Below are 2,979 nucleotides of genomic sequence, written 5' to 3'. Positions count from 1 at the left end.
GTTATGAAAGTATTAGCTTTTGATACGTCCAGCAAGGCTCTTTCTCTAGCCATTTTAGAGGATAAGCAAGTTCTTGCCGAGACTATGATCAATATCAAGAAAAACCACAGTATCACCCTTATGCCTGCCATCGATTTTTTGATGGAAAGTCTGGACCTGACACCCAAGGACTTGGATCGAATCGTGGTGGCAGAGGGACCAGGTAGCTACACAGGTTTACGAATTGCGGTAGCCACTGCCAAGACTTTGGCTCATACTCTGAACATTGAGTTAGTGGGGATGTCCAGCCTCTTAGCTCTGGTGCCAAGTCAGCAAGAAGGCTTGGTGGTTCCTATCATGGATGCACGTCGCAACAATGTCTATGCAGGATTTTATGAAAATGCCAAGGCTGTCTTTCCAGAAGCGCACCTGTCTTTTGCGGAAGTGCTAGAGCAGGTCAAGGATGCTGAGCAGGTGACCTTTGTCGGAGAAGTTGGAGCCTTTGTGGAACAAATCCAAGAGCATCTGCCACAAACTAACTACGAAGAAACCTTGCCAAATGCAGCTAATCTAGCTCTTTGGGCCTGGGATAAGGAAGCAGACTCCTTGCACGACTTTGTGCCAAATTACCTCAAGCGTGTCGAAGCCGAGGAAAACTGGCTCAAGAATCACACCGAGTCTGGCGAGTCTTATATTAAACGCCTATGATAGAGATCAAACGAATCCAACAGCGACCTGACTTGGCTCAAGCTATCTATGCTGTTATGGTAGATGTTTACCCAGTCAGCCCTTGGACGCTGGAACAAATCCAAGCAGACCTATCCCAAGATCAGACCTGGTATGCATTGGCTTATGATGGGGGAGAAGTGATTGGCTTTCTAGCCGTTCAGGAGAATCTCTTTGAAGCAGAAGTCCTACAAATCGCTGTCAAAGGAGCCTATCAGGGTCAGGAAATTGCGTCAGCCTTGTTTGCTCAATTGCCGACAGATAAGGAGATTTTCCTTGAAGTCAGAAAGTCAAACCAACGAGCGCAAGCATTTTACAAGAAAGAAAAGATGGTGGTCATCGCTGAGAGAAAGGCCTACTACCATGACCCAGTCGAGGACGCCATTATCATGAAGAGAGAAATAGATGAAGGATAGATATATTTTAGCATTTGAGACATCTTGTGATGAGACCAGTGTCGCTGTCTTAAAAAACGACGACCAGCTCTTGTCCAATGTCATCGCTAGTCAAATCGAGAGCCACAAACGTTTTGGTGGCGTAGTGCCAGAAGTGGCCAGTCGTCACCATGTCGAGGTTATTACGGCCTGTATTGAGGAGTCGCTAGCAGAAGCAGGGATTACCGAAGAGAACATAACAGCTGTGGCGGTTACCTACGGACCAGGCCTGGTCGGAGCCTTGCTTGTTGGTTTGTCAGCTGCCAAGGCCTTTGCTTGGGCACATGGCCTGCCGCTTATCCCCGTCAACCACATGGCTGGCCACCTAATGGCAGCTCAGAGTGTGGAGCCTTTGGAGTTTCCTTTGTTGGCACTCTTGGTCAGCGGAGGACACACCGAGTTGGTCTATGTGTCAGAGGCTGGCGATTACAAGATTGTTGGGGAGACACGAGATGATGCGGTTGGTGAGGCCTATGATAAGGTCGGCCGTGTCATGGGCTTGACTTATCCAGCAGGTCGCGAGATTGACGAGTTGGCCCATCAAGGTCAGGATGTTTATGACTTCCCTCGTGCCATGATCAAGGAAGACAATCTGGAGTTTTCATTCTCAGGTTTGAAGTCTGCCTTTATCAATCTTTACCACAATGCTGAGCAAAAGGGAGAAAGCTTGTCTACAGAGGATTTGTGTGCTTCCTTCCAAGCAGCTGTCATGGATATTCTCATGGTAAAAACCAAGAAAGCCCTAGATAAATATCCTGTTAAAACCCTTGTTGTCGCAGGTGGTGTGGCGGCCAATAAAGGTCTTAGAGAACGCCTAGCAGCCGAAATTACAGATGTCAAAGTCATCATTCCACCCCTGCGTCTCTGTGGAGACAATGCAGGTATGATTGCCTATGCCAGTGTCAGCGAGTGGAACAAAGAAAACTTCGCAGGCCTGGACCTCAATGCCAAACCAAGTCTCGCTTTTGATACCATAGAATAAAGAGTCAGCTTGAGGCTGGCTTTTTTGCTAAAATATTTTAGGTAACTATATATCAGTTTACACTAGACACAATATATAGTGCTTACAAGAATATCAAAAAGGCGACTTCCAAGAGGAAATCGTCTTTTTCATGCTTATTTCAAAAATTCATACTCAAATAGGAATGGCACAATTTCAGAATTATAATACTCTTTTACCATTGTTTTCAATGTATTCAAGTGTCCGTTTAATTCGGGATAGTTATAGATTGTTTTATCATTTTCATCTTTTTCAGATGTGTTAAGCTCATCAATAATCTGATAAACTGAATACGTTAATTTAGAATTATAATTTTTCGTTTTCTTAGCTTCTGTTAGGACTTTTCCCCATTGTTCAAATAAATCAGTCTCTTTAGAACCTTGTTTCAATTTTGCTAAGCTGACTGTTGCTAGCGTATCTCCATTAGAGTTATCCAATGACAACTCATTTCGGTAGAATCGTCCATCAGAACCATATAAACTTCTCATGTGATTTTGCGTTTCAAGTGTTGTGAATAGAAGAATTTTCAATAAGTCTTGTTCAATCTTGTTACTTGATACAGCTTTATTAAAACGTTCAACGCCATCGGCCGATTTCATAATATTAGCACGCTGTGTCCAGTGACGATTATAAGTAATGTAGCGACTGGCGGCAAACATTGGGAGTTTTTCTAGGAAGTTGTCAGAGCGAAGGAAAAAGCCATGTCCATCATATCTACCTGCCATTATTAAGGTAGCGTGTAAATCTGGGTTATCAAATCCAGAACTATATACTGCCATATAGCCCAGAATGTTTGAATTAAATAAAGGAACAACACTCTTAGTTTTACCTTCATACTCT

General features: G+C 43.8%; 3 protein-coding genes and 1 pseudogene. 3 read left to right on the top strand and 1 reads right to left on the bottom strand.

The window, feature by feature from the left end; genetic code table 11:
• The first annotated feature begins 3 nt into the window (after positions 1 to 3).
• Genes tsaB through tsaD form a run of 3 tightly spaced genes read left to right on the top strand, consistent with a single transcriptional unit; the run spans position 4 to position 2,121 of the window.
• On the top strand, positions 4 to 687 hold the full coding sequence (gene tsaB, locus GMD6S_RS11000; RefSeq protein WP_000865681.1) for a tRNA (adenosine(37)-N6)-threonylcarbamoyltransferase complex dimerization subunit type 1 TsaB: 684 nt from the start codon (positions 4 to 6) through the stop codon (positions 685 to 687).
• Positions 684 to 1,121, top strand: coding sequence for a ribosomal protein S18-alanine N-acetyltransferase (gene rimI, locus GMD6S_RS10995; RefSeq protein WP_000569855.1), 438 nt, complete (start codon positions 684 to 686; stop codon positions 1,119 to 1,121). Before tsaB ends, rimI begins: the two co-directional genes overlap by 4 nt.
• On the top strand, positions 1,111 to 2,121 hold the full coding sequence (gene tsaD / locus GMD6S_RS10990) for a tRNA (adenosine(37)-N6)-threonylcarbamoyltransferase complex transferase subunit TsaD (RefSeq protein WP_000655082.1): 1,011 nt from the start codon (positions 1,111 to 1,113) through the stop codon (positions 2,119 to 2,121). Before rimI ends, tsaD begins: the two co-directional genes overlap by 11 nt.
• A 134-nt stretch (positions 2,122 to 2,255) precedes the next feature.
• Here tsaD and GMD6S_RS12875 read toward each other — a convergent pair.
• Positions 2,256 to 2,979: pseudogene (locus GMD6S_RS12875) on the bottom strand (hypothetical protein); the annotation flags it as partial.

This window comes from Streptococcus sp. GMD6S (assembly GCF_000297015.1).
This window is presented reverse-complemented; position numbering and strand designations above follow the sequence as displayed.